The sequence below is a fragment of the Planococcus sp. FY231025 genome, from assembly GCF_052078085.1.
In the GTDB taxonomy this organism is placed as follows: domain Bacteria; phylum Bacillota; class Bacilli; order Bacillales_A; family Planococcaceae; genus Planococcus.
The window spans coordinates 211,980-231,364 of sequence record NZ_JBQJJG010000008.1 but is presented as its reverse complement, the minus strand read 5'-3'; the positions used below and the strand labels follow the sequence as shown (position 1 = coordinate 231,364).

At 51.7% G+C, this 19,385-nt stretch carries 17 protein-coding genes; 2 read left to right on the top strand and 15 right to left on the bottom strand.

Translation table 11 applies throughout. The annotated features are described in order from the left end of the window. Positions 1-5 precede the first annotated feature (5 nt). Together ACTL32_RS12855 and ACTL32_RS12850 are read right to left on the bottom strand one after the other, a co-directional pair. Entirely contained in the window at positions 6-2,276 is a 2,271-nt protein-coding gene (locus ACTL32_RS12855; protein WP_441341850.1) for a DEAD/DEAH box helicase, read from the bottom strand. Continuing rightward, positions 2,273-2,638 (bottom strand): YppE family protein, encoded by a 366-nt coding sequence (locus ACTL32_RS12850; protein ID WP_441341849.1) that lies wholly within the window; start codon positions 2,636-2,638, stop codon positions 2,273-2,275. Before ACTL32_RS12850 ends, ACTL32_RS12855 begins: the two co-directional genes overlap by 4 nt. 178 nt (positions 2,639-2,816) lie before the next feature. Between ACTL32_RS12850 and recU the strand changes: the two genes are divergently transcribed. Together recU and ACTL32_RS12840 are read left to right on the top strand one after the other, a co-directional pair. After that, positions 2,817-3,428 carry a Holliday junction resolvase RecU gene (recU, locus tag ACTL32_RS12845; RefSeq protein WP_441341848.1) on the top strand — a complete coding sequence of 204 codons (612 nt, stop codon included), beginning with the start codon at positions 2,817-2,819 and terminating at the stop codon, positions 3,426-3,428. Between the two features lie 16 nt (positions 3,429-3,444). Further along, on the top strand, positions 3,445-6,186 hold the full coding sequence (locus tag ACTL32_RS12840; RefSeq protein ID WP_441341847.1) for a PBP1A family penicillin-binding protein: 2,742 nt from the start codon (positions 3,445-3,447) through the stop codon (positions 6,184-6,186). Between the two features lie 98 nt (positions 6,187-6,284). Here ACTL32_RS12840 and ACTL32_RS12835 read toward each other — a convergent pair whose 3' ends face one another. From ACTL32_RS12835 to bshA, 13 genes are all read right to left on the bottom strand, one after another. After that, on the bottom strand, positions 6,285-6,608 hold the full coding sequence (locus tag ACTL32_RS12835) for a YpoC family protein (protein WP_441341846.1): 324 nt from the start codon (positions 6,606-6,608) through the stop codon (positions 6,285-6,287). Continuing rightward, a complete protein-coding gene (nth, locus tag ACTL32_RS12830; RefSeq protein ID WP_441341845.1) occupies positions 6,583-7,263 on the bottom strand; it encodes an endonuclease III in 681 nt (226 codons plus the stop codon). The genes ACTL32_RS12835 and nth overlap by 26 nt, the downstream gene beginning before the upstream one ends. 12 nt (positions 7,264-7,275) lie before the next feature. Beyond that, positions 7,276-7,977 (bottom strand): DnaD domain-containing protein, encoded by a 702-nt coding sequence (locus ACTL32_RS12825; RefSeq protein ID WP_441341844.1) that lies wholly within the window; start codon positions 7,975-7,977, stop codon positions 7,276-7,278. A 56-nt stretch (positions 7,978-8,033) separates the two neighbouring features. Then, entirely contained in the window at positions 8,034-9,329 is a 1,296-nt protein-coding gene (gene asnS, locus ACTL32_RS12820) for an asparagine--tRNA ligase (protein ID WP_441341843.1), read from the bottom strand. 26 nt (positions 9,330-9,355) lie between these two features. Beyond that, on the bottom strand, positions 9,356-10,543 hold the full coding sequence (locus tag ACTL32_RS12815) for a pyridoxal phosphate-dependent aminotransferase (RefSeq protein WP_441341842.1): 1,188 nt from the start codon (positions 10,541-10,543) through the stop codon (positions 9,356-9,358). A 17-nt stretch (positions 10,544-10,560) separates the two neighbouring features. Beyond that, positions 10,561-11,037, bottom strand: a complete 477-nt coding sequence (locus ACTL32_RS12810; protein ID WP_441341841.1) for a cell wall elongation regulator TseB-like domain-containing protein — start codon at positions 11,035-11,037, stop codon at positions 10,561-10,563. An 8-nt stretch (positions 11,038-11,045) separates the two neighbouring features. Continuing rightward, a complete protein-coding gene (locus tag ACTL32_RS12805) occupies positions 11,046-11,216 on the bottom strand; it encodes a YpmA family protein (protein ID WP_204892315.1) in 171 nt (56 codons plus the stop codon). A gap of 26 nt (positions 11,217-11,242) precedes the next feature. Continuing rightward, a complete protein-coding gene (gene dinG / locus ACTL32_RS12800; protein ID WP_441341840.1) occupies positions 11,243-14,005 on the bottom strand; it encodes an ATP-dependent DNA helicase DinG in 2,763 nt (920 codons plus the stop codon). 683 nt (positions 14,006-14,688) lie between these two features. Continuing rightward, complete coding sequence (panD, locus tag ACTL32_RS12795; RefSeq protein WP_441341839.1) at positions 14,689-15,072, bottom strand: aspartate 1-decarboxylase; 384 nt, start codon at positions 15,070-15,072, stop codon at positions 14,689-14,691. 2 nt (positions 15,073-15,074) lie between these two features. Further along, positions 15,075-15,914 (bottom strand): pantoate--beta-alanine ligase, encoded by an 840-nt coding sequence (panC, locus tag ACTL32_RS12790; protein ID WP_441341838.1) that lies wholly within the window; start codon positions 15,912-15,914, stop codon positions 15,075-15,077. Between the two features lie 231 nt (positions 15,915-16,145). Next, entirely contained in the window at positions 16,146-17,129 is a 984-nt protein-coding gene (locus ACTL32_RS12785) for a biotin--[acetyl-CoA-carboxylase] ligase (RefSeq protein WP_441341837.1), read from the bottom strand. Beyond that, positions 17,107-18,240 carry a CCA tRNA nucleotidyltransferase gene (locus ACTL32_RS12780; RefSeq protein ID WP_441341836.1) on the bottom strand — a complete coding sequence of 378 codons (1,134 nt, stop codon included), beginning with the start codon at positions 18,238-18,240 and terminating at the stop codon, positions 17,107-17,109. Before ACTL32_RS12780 ends, ACTL32_RS12785 begins: the two co-directional genes overlap by 23 nt. Further along, a complete protein-coding gene (gene bshA, locus ACTL32_RS12775) occupies positions 18,237-19,379 on the bottom strand; it encodes an N-acetyl-alpha-D-glucosaminyl L-malate synthase BshA (RefSeq protein ID WP_441341835.1) in 1,143 nt (380 codons plus the stop codon). Before bshA ends, ACTL32_RS12780 begins: the two co-directional genes overlap by 4 nt. Positions 19,380-19,385 lie beyond the last annotated feature (6 nt).

Here is a 19,385-nt window from a genome sequence, read left to right as displayed (position 1 = left end):
GCCGTTCACCTCTCTTTGCGGAGCTCGCCGAGCAGATCGATCACGTTGTGCTTCCTGCTGACGGCTGCATCCTGTGCACCGATGCACGACGGGCAGCCATCAAGGCACGGACATTCCTCGACATGCTGCTGCGCTTTATCGAGGAGCGGCTGCCACAAATCGTAGATGCGCTCGCTGATGCCGATGCCGCCCGGATAGGAATCATGGATGAAAAACGACGGCAAGTCGTTGTGCGGCGATTTCACCTGCGGCACCACATGCACGTCGCGGCGGTCGCATTGCACGAATATCGGAATGAACGACTCGATGGCATATGCGGCACCGGTCATCGTATCGGACAATTCGGAAGCACTGAACTCTTCGGGTTTTGTAAAGCTCAGCCAAGTGGACGAAGTATGCAGTTCCTCGGCGGGCAGTGAAATGGGACCCGAACCTATATTGTCATGGCTGTCGAAGCGGATTTTCTTGAAAATGGTCGGCATCGCCAATACCGCAATATCGCCGTATTGGACGTCCGCCCCATTGAATTTCCGCGTCTTGTCTTCGCTCATCACTTTCAGTTCGACAGCCAGATTGGCATCCGTGAAATAATCGACATCAACTTCCGTGACATAAGCTTTCTTTTCTTCCCAATCGAGGATCTCGACTTGGTACTGGGTGCCTTGGTGCAGGTAGATCGCTTCCTCATGCAGCAGCGTCATCGCACTGAAGCGGTCCATCTCGCCGATGACGCGCGTATTCGCCGGCACCGACTGGTCGATGATGACCACGTTTTCCTGCGAAGCGGAACGCAGCGAGATGTCGTGCGCAGGGAAACGGTCGCTCATCCAATGCCATCGCTCCGATGTCCGAACGAGCACCCCTTGCTCCTGCAGGTATTCCAACAGTTCCTGCACGTCGAACTCCCCGTACTGGTCGTCGGTGGAAAACGGCAATTCGAACGATGCGCATTTCAGATGGTCCATCAGGATGATGATGTTCTCCGGGTGGATGCGTGCTTCTTCCGGAGATTGGTCCAGCAAATACTCCGGATGGTTGATGATGTACTGGTCCAGTGCCGTGGATTGCGCTACATAGATCACCAGCGACTCATCCTGCCGGCGGCCGGCGCGTCCTGCCTGCTGCCAGGCACTGGCGATATTGCCCGGATATCCGGTCATGATGCACGCCTGCAGCTGGCCGATATCGACGCCGAGTTCAAGTGCATTGGTCGAAACCACACATTGGATGCTGCCGTCGCGCAAGCCTTTTTCGATGGCGCGCCGCTCAGTCGGCAAGTAGCCGCCCCGGTATCCCTTGATCGATTCGTCCTGCAGCTTTGTCTTGGTGATGGCCTGCAGATACGTCACGAGCATTTCAACGCGAACCCGGCTTTTCGCGAAGACGATTGTCTGGATGCCCTGCTTGACCAAGTGGGTCGCCAAATCCCGCACTTCCAGGATGGCGCTCCGTCTGACGCCGAACGTCGGATGGATGATCGGCGGATTGTAGAAGAGGATGTGCTTCTTGCCCGAAGGCGCACCGTTCCGGTCGATCAATGCATGTTCTTCATTGGTCAGGTTCTCTGCAAGCTCTTTCGGGTTTGCAATCGTTGCCGACGTGCATATAAACACCGGGCTGCTTCCGTAAAATTCGCAGATGCGCTTTAAACGGCGGATGACATGTGCCACATGAGTACCGAAAACGCCTTTATACGTATGGAGCTCGTCAATGACAATATAATGAAGGTTTTCAAAAAGGGAAACCCACTTCGTGTGATGCGGCAAAATCGCCGAATGCAGCATGTCCGGGTTGGTCATGACAATCTGGCCGGCTTTCCGCACTTTGGTGCGGATGGCCGGTGACGTGTCGCCATCGTAAGTGTACGACAGGATTTCCTTTTCGGTTTTCTCGATCAGGTCGTGCAGGTCGCTTTTCTGGTCTTGTGCCAGCGCTTTTGTCGGAAACAGATACAAAGCGCGTGCATTCGGATCGTTCAAGATCCGGTGCAGGACCGGCAAATGATAGCAATACGATTTGCCGGATGCGGTCGGCGTCACCGCCGTAAAGGACGTTCCCGCCAACGCCAAATCGAACGCTTCCCTCTGGTGTGTATAGACCTTTTCAATCCCTTTTTTCCGCAGCGCCTCTTTCAGGCTTTCGTGCATCTCCGGCGGAAAATCGGCATAAGCAGCCGGCTTTTCCGGTTTTGTGTGCCAATGGACGATGCGTTCCATCATGTCCGGCTCGGTTTTCCATTCCTCCAGAAGCTCCGGAAGTTTTTTTCGTCTGATCATTTGTCCTCGCCCTTTTCGTCAATCGCCAGCATGAACGTCTGCAGCGTATACTGCGCTGCCTGAATCGTCTGGACAAAGCGCTTTTTGCTCGTCTCTTTGTAAAAACTCTGCACAAAGACTTGCGCCATGCCTTCGGCTGCTGTGTCGATGGTTGGTTTGTGTACGTATTTCGGCCGCTCCTGTTGTATATAAAGCAGCGATTCCCGCTGCCATTGCTCTATTTTTGCATGCCATAGGTCGGCATAAGGCTTTACATCGGCATAAAAGTCAGGGACCGCATCTTTTTCGCGCATTTCATAGAAACGGTCCAGGCAATTGCCGCATTCCTCGAACAATTCCGCCGAGAGTTTTCTTACAGTCATATCGCGTCCCTCCATTGCCAATAGTTTATCATATGGCGCCTATATAATCGAACAGACATTCTTTTCATTTGGAATCCCTTTGCGAATCAGCTATTATTATGCTAGCCCTTTTGGAACTTTTACACCCCGAAGTCGTCTTAGTCGGTGTGATATGATAAAATGAGCGAGGTGTATCACAATGGCAATAAATTATCCAAACGGCAAGAAATTTATCCCACAAAAAGAACTTCCGCAAAAGAACAAGAAAAAGGATTTTTCTTTCAGCAATAGGGGTAAAACGTTAGAGGATGAATTGAACGAAACCAATGAGTATTACCTGCAAATGGGCCTTGCAGTAATCCATAAAAAACCGGTTCCGGTTCAGATCGTCAAAGTCGAATACCCTTCCAGGAGCGCCGCTGTCATTAGGGAAGCTTACTTCCGCACCCCGTCGACAACGGATTACAACGGTGTCTGGAACGGCAGGTACATCGACTTTGAAGCAAAAGAAACGGAAAATAAAACTTCCTTTCCACTGAAAAACATCCACGACCATCAAATCCACCACATGTCCCAAGTTGTCAAACAGCAAGGGATGGCATTTATGATCATCCGTTTTTCTTCTTTGCAGCGTTATTTTATCATGCACTTTGAAGAGCTGGAAGTTTTTTGGGACCGCATGGTTGCAGGCGGAAGAAAATCGATCCCGCTTCAGGAAATCGAAGAGACCGCAATTGAAGTTGTCCCCGGCGCTTTCCCGCGCCTTGACTTCCTGCCTGCCCTGCAGCAATTGCAAATGAAGCATATATGAAAGCGAGGAACCGATTGTGAGTGAAAAACCCCTTTCGCGCGAACAGCGCAGAAAAGCAATCGAACAACAACGAAAAAACAGCAACAAGAAAACCAAGAAACCTAGACGAGGCGGATTATTCAAGCGCATTATCCTGGCCCTGCTCTTAATAGGTGTAATTGGCCTCGTATTCGGAATCGGCTTGTTCGCATTTTATGCGAGCAGCGCGCCGGAAATCGACGAAGACCTTTTGCGCGATCCGATCAGCCCGACCATTCTGGCAGCTGATGGAAAAACCGAAATCCCCTATATGACCGCTGAAAACCGGGAATACATCGAATATGAAGATATCCCGAAAGTGATGGAAGATGCCATCTTGGCAACGGAAGACAATCGCTTCTACGAGCATTCCGGAATTGATGTGATCCGCCTCGGCGGCGCTGTCCTGGCGAATATCACCGACGGTTTCGGCTCGCAGGGCGCCAGCACCATCACCCAGCAGGTCATCAAGAATTCCTTCTTGTCCCACGACAAGACTTTGAAACGGAAGGCCCAGGAAGCGTATCTCGCTTACAAGCTCGAACAGAAATATGAAAAAGAAGAAATCTTTGAAATGTATTTCAATAAAATTCTGATGTCCGGCAATACTTATGGATTCGGGACCGCTTCTGAACATTTCTACGGCAAACCGGCAAGCGAATTGGAATTGCATGAAGCGGCGCTCCTCGCCGGCATGCCGCAAAGCCCGAACGGCTATAATCCATTCAACAATCCGGACCGTGCGGAAACACGCCGCAATGTCGTTTTGAAATTGATGGAGCAGCACGGTAAAATTACAACAGAGCAAAAAGAACAAGCCCAGGCAGCATCCGTAACCGATTCGCTGGTACCTGAGGACAAGCGCAAAACGAACACGGTAACGGGCGAATATACCGCCTTCATGGAAATGATGGAAAAAGAACTGGAATCCCTTGATGGCGATTACGCCATGGATGAAGGCTTGACGATCTATACGACACTCCGGCCTTCTGTCCAGAAAGCTGTCAATGCCGCAATGGAATCCGATTTGTTCTTCGATGAGGAAGTTGAGTCTGCGATGACGGTCGTCGATACGAAAACCGGCGGCATCAGTGCTGTTGGAGCTGGACGCAACTATAGCGGCGATGTCCGCATCAACCGTGCCACTTCACGCGACCGCGTCATCGGCTCGACGATCAAGCCGCTTGTGGTCTACGGACCGGCAATCGAATACCTTGAGTGGTCGACAGGCGAAACCGTCGTCGATGAACCTTATTCGTACAAGAGTGGACAGCAGATCCGCAACGTGGACGGCGAATTCATGGGCGCGATGACGCTCCGTGAAGCGCTGTACCGTTCACGCAACATTCCGGCCGTCAAAGTGCTTGAAGAAGTCGGCAATGAGAATGCCGCTGAATTCACACGTAACATCGGCTTGGATTTCGGAGACATCTTCGAGTCTGCGGCACTAGGAACACCGGATAAGAACATTTCCACGGTTGATATGGCCGGTGCTTTTGCGGCCTTCGGAAACGGCGGCGTCTATACGGACCCGCACACGATTACAAAAATCGTCTTCCGCGACGGGACGACAGAACAGGTTGTGAAGCCTGAATCTGTTCCGGCGATGAAAGACAGCACAGCTTACATGGTCACGGACATGCTGCGCGATGTCGTTAATACAGACATCCCAGGAGCTACCGGCAAGGAAGCTGCAATCAACTGGCTCGATTTTGCCGGAAAGACCGGAACGTCCAACTATACAGAACAAGAACTCAATGACTACAACCTGGATTCCTCTTCTGCACCGGACGTCTGGTTTGCAGGCTATTCGACGCAGTACTCGATTTCGGTCTGGAGCGGCTATCCGACCCGCAAAGTGGGCATTGATACCGCTTCTGAGGAGCGTTTGCTGGCTCAGCGCCTGTTCAATAACGTCATGTCCGAAATTTCCAGCGAGGATACCGAGCGGTTCCAAAAACCTGATTCCGTCGTTGAACTGGAAGTCGAAGAAGGCACGAGCCCGCTTCAATTGGCAAGCGCGTTTACCCCGTATCGCCTAAGAAGCACTGAACTGTTTGTGCGCGGTTCTGAACCGAGCCAGGTATCCGAGCGCTATATCCAGGAAGATCTCGATGCACCTTCCCGCTTGCGGGCACAGGTTGATGGCAGTGATGTGAACCTCTCGTGGAACCACAGCGATGACGATGCCGCATTCGAAGTGTCTGTCCGGACCGGCGGCGCGAGCACCGTACTGACGACCACCGGCGAACAGGGCTATACGTTCAGCGGCCTTGAAGAAGGCACGACCTATACATTCAGCGTCGTAGCAGTAACGGACACCCAGCGCAGCGATCCTGCTTCAGTATCGGTGGAAGTGGCCGCGGCTCCGGAAGAAGAACCGGCTGAGGAACCGGAAACACCGGAAGAACCTCCTGCCGAGGAACCGGAAGAACCTGAAGAAGAGCCGGCCGAAGAACCGGAAGAGCCAGCTGAAGAGCCGCAGGAGCCGGAAGAAAATCCTGAAGAAGGCAACGGCAATGGCGAAGGCAATGGCAACGATGAAGGTAACGGCAATAGTGAAGGCGAAGGAAATACAAACAGCAATGGCAACTCGAATGGCAATGGCGAAGGTGAAGGCAATGGCAATGGCGGGAACGAAGGCGGCGGTGAAGATGGACAAGCAAACTCCAGCTCCACTTCGGCAACGGAAGAAACTCCGCCTGAAGATGCCCCATCTGCTGAAGACGATAACCAATAAAACAAGAAGACCCCCGCACCTGTTTTTGCAGGTGCGGGGGTCTTCTTTTCTTCCGAGAAAAAAATGCACCCTCGAAAGTTTTGCTTTCGGGGGTGCATTTATTCGCCGGAGCGTTTGGACTGAATCCGCTTTGAAGAGATCGCTTTTTTCATTTCCGTGAACAACTCATCGAGCTGCCGGAATGCAGCGAATTTCGAAGGCTGCTGCTCGATCCAGGCAAGCCGTTCGGCAACGTTCAACGGAGCCGCCAACCCTTCGCAATGCGCTAGAAGTCTTTGGAAAAGCCGGATGCCTTCGCGCATCGGCGCTTCGGACCGGCCATCGCGCGAATGGTGTGAATCCCGTATGAGCCCTTGGAGGAGCGACCATGCGGAAAAATACGGCTCGATCAATTCATCAGTTAACTTCTGTGACGGTTTCATGCTTGACCAATCCTTTTTTGTCGCGCTTCTTCCCTTCCCTGCAGCGATCGAACAAAGGGCAGATGTGGCAGCCCGGGTTCTGGGCTTTGCAGTGGTAGCGGCCGAAGAAAATGATCTGATGATGGGTCTTCGACCAGTCTTCAGCAGGCGTCTTTTTCATGATCGCCTCTTCCACTTGAAGCGGCGAGTCTTTCCACCGGTTCAGCCCCAGCCGCTTCGCCACCCGCTCAACATGCGTATCGACCGCTAGGGCTGGAATGCCGAATGCTACGGAAACGACGACATTGGCCGTCTTCCTTCCCACGCCAGGCAGCGTCATCAACAAGTCGCGGTCAGCGGGCACTGTGCTGTTATAATCATTGATCAATATCCAGCTGAGTGCCTGAATATTTTTCGCTTTATTGCGGAACAAGCCGATAGACCGGATATCTTCCTGCAATTCTTCCAAAGGAACGGATACATAATCCTCCGGAGTGGCATATTTCTGGAACAAAGAGGCCGTGACTTTATTGACCAGTTTGTCTGTACACTGAGCAGAAAGCAAAGTTGCAATCAGAAGGTCGAACGGATTCCGGTGGATAAGCTCGCAGTGGGCATCCGGAAACATCTCGTTCATTTCTTCCAGGCACAGCTGCCACTCTTTTTTCGTCATCATGGCGATCCCCTCCTAATTCCTGTCCTCCAGCCAATTATAAAATTGCACTTTTTTGGTCGTGGCTGCAGCCGGCTGCAGCTGGACATTCTTTTCACGGAACGATGTCGCATGCCGCGAAACTTCATTGGTCGTTTTAATGTTCTTTTTCTTCCATTCGAACAGGATGCGGTCGACATAGCGCAAGCTGATTTTTTGTGAAATGACGGCTTCTTTCAATGCCATGCGGATGATGGACGGCGTATGGCCGTCCTGATCCATCCACATGGAAATTGTCTCAATTTCCATCGGCGATAGGAAGCGGCCGAATTCCTGTTCAAACAATTGGAAGATTTCCCCTTCCATCGCCTTTTGAGAATGTTCTTTTTCTGTATGCTGCTCTTTGTAGACACAATCCAACAAGCGGTCCCAAAGCGGCTGAAGGGAAATCTTTTCGTTCAGCACTTCCCCTTCCGTCTCTTGTTCGATCGCCAGATAGCCTTGCTGCATCAGTTTTTGCAGCATTGTGGTTACGGACGTCTGGGTTGTCGCCATGCGTGAGCCGATCTCGTCGGGCGTCGGGAAGGTGTTCCCGGCCTGCTGGAACGACTGGATGTGCATGAGGAGCATCGCTTCTTCATCAGTTATTTTCAACTCTTTATAGAATCGAAAAAAGAGCTGGGAAATGCTAACATCTCCCTGCTCGATCCATGTGTGCAATCGATTCGGCTGTTTCATATCCCAACCACCTTTCTTCTTTATTTTATTTGCCGCCCTGCGGCTGCTGTGTACTGTTACGGGTAGAGGCGGTTCAACAAGCGCGGGAATGGGATGGACTCGCGGACATGTTCTGCTCCGCTGATCCATGCCACTGTGCGTTCAAGGCCCAAGCCGAAGCCCGAATGCGGCACTGCGCCGTATTTGCTAAGGTCCAAGTACCACGCGTAGGCTTTTTCGTCTAAACCATGCTCAGCAATGCGCTGCTTCATCAGTTCGTAATCGTAGATCCGTTCAGATCCGCCAATGATTTCGCCGTAGCCTTCCGGTGCGATCAAGTCGGCGCAAAGTACGACATCGTCGCGTTCCGGATGCGGCTGCATGTAGAACGGTTTGATGCCGATCGGGTAATTCGTGATGAATACCGGCATATCGTAGTTTTCGGCAATCGCCGTCTCATGGGGCGCACCGAAATCTTCTCCCCATTTGATATCGTCAAAGCCGTTATCGTTCAGCCACTGGATGGCTTCGTCATAGGAAATGCGCGGGAAAGGCGCTTTTATTTTTTCAAGTTTCGATGTATTGCGCTCCAGGCGCTCAAGTTCCAGCTTGCAGTTTTTCAGTACGGACTGGACGATATGGGAAACGAATTGTTCCTGGACTTCCAGGCTTTCAGCATGTTCGACGAACGCCATTTCCGGTTCGATCATCCAGAACTCGATCAAGTGGCGGCGCGTCTTCGATTTTTCTGCACGGAATGTCGGCCCGAATGAGAAAACTTTGCCAAGCGCCATTGCGGCAGCTTCCATGTACAATTGGCCGGATTGCGATAAGTACGCATCTTCGTCAAAGTATTTTGTCGCAAAAAGTTCTGATGTCCCTTCCGGCGATGATCCTGTCAGAATCGGAGGATCCACTTTGACAAATCCATTGTCATTGAAAAATTCATATGTCGCACGGATGATTTCGTTACGGATTTTCATGATGGCATGCTGTTTCCGTGAACGGAGCCACAGGTGGCGGTTGTCCATCAGGAACTCAGTGCCGTGCTCTTTCGGCGTGATCGGGAAATCTTTTGCTTCGTTGATCACTTCAATGCCAGTCACAGCCAATTCATAGCCGAATGAAGAACGTGTATCTTCTTTCACTTCGCCTGTTACGTAAACAGATGTTTCCTGCGTTAAAGCTTTTGCTGTAGCGAAAAGATCATCGCCCACTTCCGCTTTTACAACAACGCCCTGTACAAAGCCGGAACCGTCGCGGAGCTGCAGGAAGGCGATTTTCCCGCTTGAGCGCTTGTTCGCAATCCAAGCGCCGAGTTTGATTGTTTGTCCGTTAAAGTCTGCCATTTCAGCAATAGTAATTTTTTTCATCATAGCCTCCAGAAATTATAATACACTCAGTCTTGCCATTTAGATGTTACGAATTTATGAATCCGCTCCACAGCTTCCGTCAATGCTTCCAAAGAAGTCGCATACGACAAGCGGATCGTTGAAGGCGCCCCGAAACCGGAACCCGGAATGACCGCAACATTCGCTTCGGTCAAAAGTGCAGTGGCAAAATCGTCCACTGAATCGAACCCGGTTTTGCGGGCAGCTCCGGATGCATCCGGCAGCAAATAGAATGCGCCTTGCGGGCGGATGACCGAAAAGCCGGGAATGGCTTCGACTTTCGGGAAAATCGCTTCCAAGCGACTTTCGAATGCTTGGCGCATTTCTTCGACCGTCTCCTGCGTCCCGTTATAGGCTTCGATTGCCGCATATTGCGAAGTCGTCGTCGGATTCGAAGTAGAGTGGCTGGCCAGGTCGGTCATAGCCTTGATCAAGCCGGCATCGCCTGCCGCATAGCCGATTCGCCAGCCGGTCATGGAATGCGATTTTGATACGCCATTGATAATGATGGTACGGTTTTTCGCATCTTCCGATAATTCGGCGATCGAGGTATGGGTGACGTCGCCGTAAATCAATTTCTCATAGATTTCATCCGAAACGATCAGTATTCCGGCTTCGCGGCATACTTCCGCCAATTCTTCCAATTCCTGCTTCGAATAAATCATGCCTGTCGGATTGCTCGGCGAGTTGATGATAACTGCCTTTGTCCGGTCCGTGATCGCTTCTTTCAGCTGCACGGCCGAGATCTTATACTGCTGGCTGGCTGTCGCTTCTATGTATACAGGAACACCTTGCGCCAATTTAACTTGTTCGGGATAGCTGACCCAATAGGGAATCGGGATGATCACTTCATCCCCTTCATTCAATAGCACCTGGAACAAGGTATAGAGGACATGCTTGGCACCGATGCCGACCATGATTTCGTTCGGCTTGTAGCTGAGATGCTGATCGCGCTCAAGTTTATTGATGATCGCTTCTTTCAATGCCGGCAGCCCGCCAGCCGGCGTGTATTTGGTCTTGCCTTCTTTCATCGACTGATAAGCGGCTTCTAGGATGTTTTCCGGGGTGTTGTAATCCGGCTCACCTGCGCCGAGGCCGATGATGTCAACGCCCTGGGCTTTCAGTTCATTGGCTTTTGCCGTAATGGCCAAGGTGGTGGATGGCGTTAAAGTCTGTACACGTTTCGCTAAGTTCATGAATGCTCACAACCCTTTCACATGTTCAAAATCTGTTTCCATTTTTTTCCGTCTTTTGCGGAAATATAGATGTAATTCAAGTTTTCATCGCCGTCAACGTATGCCACTTCCCAAACCGGGCCGTCTTTCTCCAAGCCGAGTTTCGTATGGAGGATATCTTTGACGTCCATATCTGCAAGGGCAAGCTCGCGTGCCTGTTTTGCAGTCACCGCGCCGTCCAGCATGGCATGCTGCATATCGCCCTTACCTGTCGGCACGAACACTGCCTTCAGTTTGCCTTCAGCGTCTTCGCCGATGACGGTGACTATTGCCTGCTTGTTCGTGTATAAATAGGCTTGCTTCACTTCTGCCAGCAAATTTCCGCTTTTGACCTGGTCAATCGCCTTTTGTTCCGCTTCGGTAAAAGGCTTATTGCCCGCCACGATGACAACGATCATGAGCGTCACCGCCAGAAAGGAAAGAAAGCCCCCAATAAAGATCATCCATTGTTTCATTTACTCACCTAAGTCTTATAGATTGTGAAGACCGCTTTCTCAGGGTCTTCCTTGTCGAGCGCCAACCCGAACATCAAGTTATCGTGCTTCAGCGTCCGGTTCAAGGCATCAACCACTTTATATAGATCTGCTTGATACGTAACGGTTACAGTTGAAAGTATTTCAATTTTCGACTCCATGGCAGCGACCTTCCTTTCGGTTCATATCATTGCTTATTATACCAATGTTCAATATCCGTGACCATCTTTTCCAAAGACACTTTCAAGACTTTCACCTTCGGCAGGGCATTGAGGAATTCGATGCCGTAGGATTTTGTTTCGATGCGCCGGTCCAGGACGATGAACAGCCCCTGATCGTTTTTGGACCGGATCAGCCGGCCAAAGCCTTGCCGAAGGCGAAGTACAGCTTCCGGCAGCGCATACTGCAGGAACGGATTGATTCCTTCTTTTGCGATGACCTCGGACCGCGCCTTGAACACCGGTTCGTCGGGTGAGGTGAACGGCAGCCGGACCACGATGACTGCCCGCAGCGCATCTCCCGGCACATCGACGCCTTCCCAGAAGCTGTTCGTCCCGAACAGCACGGATTTCTGGAAACGCTGGAACGATTTCAATAGCTTCATCCGGCTGCCCGAAGTCATTCCTTGGGCGAAGAGCATATAATCATCAAGCAATCCGGTGTCCTGGATCAAATCGACGGTCTTTCTGAGCATATCCTGCGACGTGAACAGCACAAAGCAGCGCCCTTCGGTCACTAGGACTGTCTGGATGACAGCATCCGCCACCGATTCGATATAATCGCCTTGTGAGACTTGCTGGATATCCGGCATGTCATCGACGATAAACACGCGGGCGCCCTGGTAAAATTCAGGCGGCGGTGTGAATTTTGAAATCGGTACGTTGTTCGGGATGCCAAGCTGATTGACGATAAACCGCTCATTCGAAGGCACGCTCATCGTGCCGGATAGCCAGATGAGCGCTTTCTTCCCGCGGAGCGGTTCAACAAACCGCTGGACGATCGAGGTCACTTCAAACGGCTGCTTGTACAGGGAGAGGCTGGTCGGCAAACTCCGCAGATCCCCTTCGATCCAACTCACTTCGTCCTCGAGCGGGAATACAAAAATCTCACTGAACTCGACCGCCTTGACCATCATTTCCTCTGTCCAGAAACGCCAATCGGAAATCGTCAATTTGTCATCCATACTCGTTTCCGTCAGCCGTTCCGCTTTTTGCAGGACCAGCTGCGACAAATCGATCCATTCGTTCAAGAAGCGCAGCAGCTCCATGAACCGCGGCTTTTCATAAGGAAGTTCACTCAGGAGCGAAGCACACTTTTTATGGCGGCTCCCCTGAAATTTCTTGGCAAACTCTGCACCGAGAAGCGTAGCTGCTTCATCGAACAAGGCGGTGAATTTATTGAACAGCGCTTCAAGCTTCAGCATTTCCGGCACTGTCGAAAACCCGGTGCGTTCAGCCGCCCGATACATTTTGGCGAACAATTGCTGATCGTCGAACGTGCCGATCTGGCCGAAGACATACTTCCACTGGGTGTAGACGAAAGTTTTTTCGTGCTGGGCTACAGCCGCCCGGACCACTTGATGTGCTTCGTCCCAGATAAATGCATCCACACCGGACAGGATTTTCGTTAGCGGTGATCGCTGGTTCAATAAAAACGAATGGTTCGTAACAATAATATGGGCATTTTTAGCCCCTTCAAGAGCGTATTCATAAAAATCATAGCGCTTCTCACTCTGGGTCAGTTTCCGAAGATGGGAACGGCGGATTTTATCGAGCATAAATTGACCGCCGCTCGATACATTGAGTTCATTCAAGTCACCTGTTTCGGTGAGATTGAGCCAGATCAGCACTTGCATGATTGTGAAGGTTTCGTCATAGGATTCATCTTCGCCGTGCAGCAGTTCGGCAAACCGCTGGAGATCGATATAATGGCTCAGCCCTTTGATCAAGGAAATGCGCACTGGTGCGCCGACAAGTTCACTGACAATGCGCCCTTCCTTCTGGACAATCTGGTCTTGCAGGTGCGTCGTATAAGTGCTGATCAGCACCTGTCTGCCGGTTTCAACCGCATGGTTCACAGCCGGCAGCAAATAGCCGATCGTCTTCCCCATTCCGGTCGACGCTTCAATCACGCGTTCCCCGCGGTCTGCCATAGCCCCTTCAATGGAAGCCATCATATCGAATTGGCTCTGCCGTCGTTCAAACTGCGGAAATGCGCGTTCTAGCGCCGTTTCCCAATCATGGACCGGTGTATACTGGGCTGCTTCTTTCTCTACAGGCAAATTGCGCTTTTTCAGCGGGATGCCTTGATACCGTTCACACGGTTCCTCCTTGGCAGAGCGCTTGGCCTGTGTCAGTTCAAAGAATAGCCGGGAGAGGTCCGATTTTAAATGGAATGAACGCTTATGCAATAAGGACAGTGTTTCATAAGGCAGCCGGCCGAACTGCTCTTTGGCTTGCAGGAACAGATGCGCTGTCGCCAGAGCGTCATCATCGGCCCGGTGGGCACTCTCAAGCGGAATGCCAAGCACCGATGCGATATCCTGCAGCTTATAGCTAAAGGCTGTCGGGTACATGAGGCGCGCCATTTCTACGGTATCCATCGTTAGCCCCTGCCATTTCGGCAAGCCGCTGCGCGTCAATTCGGCCTGCAGGAACGGCAAGTCGAAATTGGTATTATGCGCGACAAAAATCGCATTTTCCATTCTCTCGAAAATATCCGCGGCATGCGATTCGAACGGCAATGCGTCCCGTACATCTACGTCCGATATGCCTGTAAGGTCTTCGATAAAAGCAGGAATTTTGCGTTTCGGGTTGATGAATTCGCTATATGTATCAATAATTAGGTTGTTTTCAATCGTTACCATCGCTATTTGAATGATCCGGTCACCTTTAGCAGGGGAATGGCCCGTTGTTTCAATATCGACAACGACATATTTCTGGGTGTTCATTGCAAACCCTCTTTCTCAGGTGATTCTCTCCGTAAAATTGTAACATATCCCGCCTTACTCCGCCTTCCGTCAGAATAGAAAATCACCTCGTTCCTGCGCAAATAAAAAAGCCCCCTTATGGGAGCGGAGCTTGTAGACAAAAGAATAATACTTCAATTAGTTGAAAAAACCGATTTGAAGCTGTGCTTGATCCTCCACTTCAGGCGGACGCGTTCCGCGGGCTCGCGCAGGAAAGCCAATGGCCGAAGGCAGTTCGGTCATTGGCTTTGCGACGAAGTGCGAAGCACTGCAGGAGCACAATGTTTGCACTTGCCGCCTTCCGTTGCGGATCCCGAATCCAGTTGCTTGTTCCTAGCAGGTCACAGCAGGATCAGAGTCCTAATCTCATCTTTTAGATACAAGTGATGCTTCCGACCGGGCTGGCCCACAAGACTCCTGTGGGAGCAGTGAAGGAGCGAAGCGACTGAGCGACTCGAGCTGAAGGCCCCGCAGGAAATACTTGGCAGGCCAAGTATTTGCGACGAAGCTAGCGCAGTGATGCAGGAGCATGGTTTTTCAGTGACGAGGAGACTGAAGCCGAGCCCACGGAAAGCGAAGTGGCCAGCCCGGTCGGGCTTATGCATTTCCATTCATACAAATTAGACTTTGTTTACAGTCTGCATATCGTTTTCAAGGGCGTTCTTTTACATAATGGTCGCTTCAGGTTCGTAGCTGATGATTTCACGGATTTTATTGTTTTCGTCCATGAGGGCAACAGTCGGCTTATGGTCCCGGGCATTTTCATCCATCACATATCCGTATGTCAGGATGATGACAATATCGCCCTTCTGGACAAGGCGGGCGGCTGCGCCGTTGACACAGATGACGCCGCTTCCCCGTTCGCCGGCAATGATATACGTTTCAAAGCGGGCACCATTATTGTTATTGACGACATGCACTTTTTCATTTGCCAGCATGCCGACCTCGTCCAGGATGTCCTGGTCGATCGTTATGCTGCCGACGTAGTTCAAATCGGCTTCAGTGACGGTTGCACGATGGATTTTGGAATTCAGCATCATTCTAAGCATGATTAGTTCTTCCCCTTTATATTAAAGATAAGATTGTCGATCAGGCGTGCTTTTTCGAATTGGACGGCGAGGGCCAGAATGGCTTCCTCTTCGATTGTTTCCGTCAAAGCAGGGTAGCTGAGCAGTTCGATATAATCGATTTTCCCGGAAACCCGCTCTTCCAAATAGGCTTTCATCGGCGCTATCGGATCTTCTCCGGCAAGAGCGGCCCCTTTCCCCAGCTGAAGCGCTTTTTGCAGGTGAGGCGCTTCCACCCGTTCAGCTTCGCTCAAATAGACATTGCGGGAGCTTTTGGCAAGACCATCCGCTTCCCGAACCGTTTCGGCTCTGCGAATGGTTAGCGGAAAATTGAAGTCTTCCACAAGCGACTCGATGATGGCGAGCTGCTGGGCATCCTTCTGTCCGAAATAAGCGCGTGTCGGCTGGATAATATGGAACAGCTTTGTAACCACTTTCAGGACCCCATCAAAATGGCCGGGCCGCTTCGCACCGCAAAGGACATCGGCAAGCGGGCCTGCCGACATGGAAATCGCCGACTGGCGCGGATACATCTCTTCGACAGAAGGCGCAAAGATCACATCGGTGCCGGCTGCTTCTGCGAGTTCGCTATCCCGTTCCAAATCCCTTGGGTAGCGGTCAAAATCTTCATTGGGGCCGAATTGCGCCGGGTTGACGAAAATGCTCATAACGACGAGGTCGTTTTCAGCTTTCGCTCGTTCGACAAGCGATATGTGCCCTTCATGCAAAAAGCCCATAGTCGGCACTAAGCCGATGGACCGGCCGCCCTTTTTGGCCTCCTGGACCCATTCGCCCATTTCGCGGATGGTGGTTATCGTTTTCAATTATTGTTCTCTCCTCTCGGGAAGAAGACCATATAAAAAGCCCTCCTGCCAAAAATGGACAGAAGGACAGAAAATGTAAGTTCGGTTTCTTCCGTCCCTGTCATGTAGTAGATCAAGGCAGATCATTTTGTTATGGAATTTTTTTAATGCTTATGGTGTTGCCGGTGCAGTTCACTGGGGATACTGCCCGTTAAAAACACTATAGCAGAAAAGGCGGAAAAGCGAAATATTTCAATTCGCCATTTCAATATCCGCCGAATAAATGCTGTGCAGCTTGCCGTCCGGCGTCCGCAGCTGCAGGACGCCGTCTTCCGTGATGCTTTCCGCGATTCCGGTGAGCGTCTCTTTTGCCATGCGCGCGCGAACCTGGTTGCCGATCGTCGAAGAATAGCCTTCCCAAATCGTTTTCAGCAAACCGAAACCTTGGCTGATGTAGAGGTCCGTATATTCTTCCAGATGGTAAAGGATCGCCCGGACCAACTCCTGCCGGCTGACGCCGCTTCCGCTTTCCATTTTCAAGGAAGTGGCGATCCCTGACAATTCCGGCGGGAAATCATCGGCATCCTGATTGGCGTTCAGCCCGATGCCGATGATCAGCGCCTGGATGCCGTCAGCATCGGATTGCAGTTCTGTCAAGATGCCGGTGCATTTCCTTCCGGCTATCAAGATGTCGTTCGGCCATTTGATTTCAGGCTTCAATCCTGACACTTCTTCGATAGCCCGGACGACAGCGACTGCCGCAACCAATGTGAATTGCGGCGCCTTTTGCGGAACGACAGCCGGGCGCAGGATGACGCTCATCCAGATGCCCTTGCCTGCCGCGGAATCCCATTTCCGGGCAAGGCGGCCTCTTCCGGCTGTCTGTTCCTCCGTAAGGACCACCGTGCCCGCCGGCTTCCCTTCCTGCGCCAATTGATGGGCGATAATCTGGGTGGAAGCGCAAGTCGGCAAATATTCGATTTCCCTGCCGAGGCTTCGGGTCTTCAAAAGCGCTTGGACCGCTGCCGGTTGGAGCGAATCGGGCGAACCTGAGAGGCTATAGCCCTTTTTCTTTACAGAACGGATGGTATAACCCATCTCTTCCAGCTCTTTGATATGCTTCCATACAGCCGTTCTGGAAATGCCGAATTCATCCGCCAATTGCTGGCCGGAAAGCGCTTCGCCTTTTGCTTCTATCAGTCGCTTGGCTAATTTATGCGTGACGGTGATATTCATCTAAAAACCAGTCCTTTATCTTTTCATGGTCATTTGGCAGCTGGCCGAAAACAATCTTGCGCTCCATGCTTTCGATCCACTGCCGGATCCATTGCCCTTGGCGCTTGCCCGCCCATTGCATCAAATCGATGCCATTGACGGCAAGATCCCGTTTCGACTGGATCGGCAGCGCTTCTTTTTCCTGCTGCGGCGTGACATTCCGTCCGCTGAGATAGGCGGCGATCTCCAGTTCCTTGCACTCAAAACAATAGAACGTCCAAGCGTCCCAACGTTCGAGCCGGGCCGCTTTCAGCGCATTTTCAATCAATCGCCTTTCGCCATTGGAGAATTTAAAGCCTTTGACTGCCGGAAATTCCGTTTCATGCCGGTAGAGCATATAAGCCCAGCCATACGCAGCCTGTGCTTGCGGTTCATAGCCGCTCCAATCCATTTCCAGCAATTCGCCCGCCGGAAGGTGACGGGTGAGGCCCGAATCTTTCAAGTAGCACATGCTCCGTTCTGTCCGGGGGTTGATCAATATTTTGTCCAGTTCGTTTTTCAGGCGCTCCACCGCTACCGCGCTGATCAGTGATGCATGCTGCTGGATGGCGGCAAGCGTGCCCGGGTCGACTGAAAAGTCAAGCTGGCCGGAAAAACGGACTGCCCGGAGCATACGAAGCGCATCTTCCTGAAACCGTTCGCCCGGATTGCCGACTGCCCGGATAACCCGCTGCTCGAGATCTTCCCGGCCTCCGAAAGGGTCGATGACACGGAGCTCCTCGTCCATGGCCATGGCGTTGATGGTGAAATCGCGGCGCTTCAAATCCTCTTCGAGCGACTGGACAAATTCAACTTTATCCGGCCGGCGCATGTCGCTATAGGCGCCTTCTGTCCGGAACGTCGTGACTTCGATCCCCTCCCCTTCAAGCAGCACCAGCACTGTGCCATGCTCGATGCCGGTGTCGACCGTGCGGGAAAACAGATTTTTCACCTGTTCAGGCGAAGCATTTGAAGCGACATCCATATCATGCGGGGTTTTTCCCAGCAGATAATCCCGGACTGCTCCGCCGACAATATACGCTTCGTATCCGGCCTTTTCCAGAACCCTTATCACTTTTGCGGCATTTTTCATTCGATCGCCCCTTTTTCAAGCAGACGGCTATAGATGCCGAGGTATTCTCCCAGTATTGCTGTCGAATGGAACCTTTGCTGGACCGTAGCGAGCGCCCCTTGCACCAGACGGGCGTGCTCGTCCGAATTTGTGAGCAGCTGAAGCGCCTTGTCGGCTGCCCCTTCCGTATCGCCCAGTTCCACCAGGTAGCCATTGACACCATTATCGATGAGTTCCGGCATGCCGCCTACCGCTGTTCCGATGCATGGTACGCCGCAAGCCATCGCTTCAAGCAGCACCAGTCCGAAAGATTCCTTTTCAGACATAAGCAATTTGAGGTCACTGATATTGTACAGTTCCGATAAATTGTCGCGTTTTCCGAGGAACAAGACATCTTCTTCGATACCCAATTTGTTCACGAGCTGGACAATCCGCCCCATTTCCGGGCCGTCGCCGACCAGCAGGAGTTTGGATTCCACCTTGCCGTGCACTTTATGGAACGTTTCCACGATGTCTTCGACGCGCTTGACGTTCCGGAAATTCGACACATGGATCAGGATTTTCTCGTTTTCGCCAATGCCCAGTTCCTGTTTCAGGCGGCTCGCGTCTTTTACATGGTATTCCCGTTCGTCGACAAAATTATAAACCGTTTCAATTCTTTTGTCCGCTCCGACGAGTTCATATGTTTGGTCGCGCAGTGAATTGGAAACAGCCGTCACAACGTCCGACCCTTCGATGCCGTAGCGGATCGCTTCCCGGAGCGACGAATCAGCCCCCAACACCGTGATATCGGTGCCGTGCAGTGTGGTGACGATGCCGATGTCGGACTTGGCCATATCGCGCCCGAGAATCGCACAAACCGCATGCGGGATCGCATAATGGACATGCAGGAGGTCCAGTTTTTCATTTTTGATGACTTCTGCGATTTTCGTCGCCAATGCAATGTCATAAGGCGGATATTGAAAAACGGAATAGGTGTTGACGTCCACTTGATGGCTGAATATATTCGCGTACATCCGGTTCAGTCTGAACGGTGTACTCGAGGTGATAAAATGCACTTCATGCCCTTGTTCCGCTAGCATTTTGCCAAGTTCTGTCGCGATGATGCCCGAGCCGCCGACTGTCGGATAGCATGTGATGCCGATTTTCATTTTTCGCAAAGCTGC

Coding starts and splice junctions, on each gene's coding strand:
- ACTL32_RS12855 (WP_441341850.1), bottom strand. CDS start 2,276: ATGATCAGACGAAAAAAACTTCCGGAGCTTCTGGAGGAATGGAAAACC.
- ACTL32_RS12850 (WP_441341849.1), bottom strand. CDS start 2,638: ATGACTGTAAGAAAACTCTCGGCGGAATTGTTCGAGGAATGCGGCAAT.
- recU (WP_441341848.1), top strand. CDS start 2,817: ATGGCAATAAATTATCCAAACGGCAAGAAATTTATCCCACAAAAAGAA.
- ACTL32_RS12835 (WP_441341846.1), bottom strand. CDS start 6,608: ATGAAACCGTCACAGAAGTTAACTGATGAATTGATCGAGCCGTATTTT.
- nth (WP_441341845.1), bottom strand. CDS start 7,263: ATGATGACGAAAAAAGAGTGGCAGCTGTGCCTGGAAGAAATGAACGAG.
- ACTL32_RS12825 (WP_441341844.1), bottom strand. CDS start 7,977: ATGAAACAGCCGAATCGATTGCACACATGGATCGAGCAGGGAGATGTT.
- asnS (WP_441341843.1), bottom strand. CDS start 9,329: ATGAAAAAAATTACTATTGCTGAAATGGCAGACTTTAACGGACAAACA.
- ACTL32_RS12815 (WP_441341842.1), bottom strand. CDS start 10,543: ATGAACTTAGCGAAACGTGTACAGACTTTAACGCCATCCACCACCTTG.
- ACTL32_RS12810 (WP_441341841.1), bottom strand. CDS start 11,037: ATGAAACAATGGATGATCTTTATTGGGGGCTTTCTTTCCTTTCTGGCG.
- ACTL32_RS12805 (WP_204892315.1), bottom strand. CDS start 11,216: ATGGAGTCGAAAATTGAAATACTTTCAACTGTAACCGTTACGTATCAA.
- dinG (WP_441341840.1), bottom strand. CDS start 14,005: ATGAACACCCAGAAATATGTCGTTGTCGATATTGAAACAACGGGCCAT.
- panD (WP_441341839.1), bottom strand. CDS start 15,072: ATGCTTAGAATGATGCTGAATTCCAAAATCCATCGTGCAACCGTCACT.
- ACTL32_RS12785 (WP_441341837.1), bottom strand. CDS start 17,129: ATGAATATCACCGTCACGCATAAATTAGCCAAGCGACTGATAGAAGCA.
- ACTL32_RS12780 (WP_441341836.1), bottom strand. CDS start 18,240: ATGAAAAATGCCGCAAAAGTGATAAGGGTTCTGGAAAAGGCCGGATAC.